Annotated in this window: 1 pseudogene; it reads left to right on the plus strand. The window is 41.2% G+C overall.

The annotated features are described in order from the left end of the window. Nucleotides 1–69 precede the first annotated feature (69 nt). Nucleotides 70–1,224, plus strand: a pseudogene (locus H1P_RS38720) (RNA-guided endonuclease InsQ/TnpB family protein). The last annotated feature ends 123 nt before the right edge of the window (nt 1,225–1,347 follow it).

The following is a 1,347-nucleotide window of genomic DNA, read 5'->3' on the forward strand; positions in this document are numbered from 1 at the left end:
AAACCCACGCAAACAGCCCCTCATGAATCGAACTTTACAGCGAAGCCCGTTTTCTGGTAAAGTAATATCATGAAACAGCTTAGAGGATTTAAATACAGATTTTACCCAACTTCAGCGCAGCGACTAGAGCTAGGGCAAACGTTCGGATGTACTAGATTCGTGTATAACTGGGCATTAGCTTTGAGAACCAATAGCTACTACCAGGATAATGTTTCATTGAGCTATAAAGATACATCTAATGCCTTAACTAAGTTAAAGAAAGACCCTGAAAAACCCTGGCTGAAGCAAGTCTCAGCAGTACCTTTACAGCAAGGGTTAAGACACTTAAATACTGCATTCATCAATTTTTTGGCTGGGAGAAATAAATACCCCAGATTTAAGAAAAAGAATGGTAGGCAGTCAGCCCACTATGCTCCTAATGCTTTCAAATGGCAAGACGACAAGCTGACTCTAGCCAAAATGTCTCAACCATTGAAGATTAGATGGAGTAGATATTTTACTGGCGAACCCAAATCGGTAACTATTTCTAAAGACCCAAGTAATAGGTACTTTGTCTCTTTCTTGGTTGAGGAAGAATTGGAACAGTGGGACAAAACCGAAGGTAAAATCGGTGTCGATCTTGGCATCAAAGATGTAATGGTTACATCAACTGGCTTCGCATCAGGCAATCCCAAGCACTACCAGAAATATCAAGCTAGACTGAAAACTCTACAACGTAGACTAGCGTCTAAAAAGAAAGGTTCAAACAACTGATATAAGGCAAGGCTAAAAGTAGCTTTGCTACACGCTAAAATAGCCGATTGCCGTAAAGACTTTTTACATAAATTAACAACTCAGTTAGTACGCGAAAACCAAGCTATCTATACTGAGACGTTAGCTGTCAAAAATATGATGGCGAATAGAAAGCTCGCCATAGCCATTGCAGATTGTGGTTGGGGCGAAGCATTGCGCCAGTTCCAATACAAATGCAAATGGCATGACCGAGAATTGGGAGCAATAGACAGATGGTTTCCATCTTCTAAACGCTGTAACCCGTGTGGTCATATTTTGGATAAGCTACCTCTAGATGTTAGAGAGTGGACTTGTCCAAGCTGCAATAACCTCAACTTGAGAGATAAAAACGCAGCACTAAATATTTTAGCGGTCGGGCAGACCGTGTTTGCTTGTGGATCTGGCACTGGCGGGGAGACGATAGATTTGTTGTCTCTAGCTATCCAGGGATGAATCAAGACTCACGGTTCGCTCAATTTAAAAATGGTCGAGCAAATAAAGACGATGAAATCAAGTCACAGTAATAATTAGAGCGATTGGAGTCAATTAGGAACTAGCTGGGGAACAAGATAAATC

It is taken from the genome of Hyella patelloides LEGE 07179, from assembly GCF_900659865.1.
Lineage (GTDB): Bacteria > Cyanobacteriota > Cyanobacteriia > Cyanobacteriales > Xenococcaceae > Hyella > Hyella patelloides.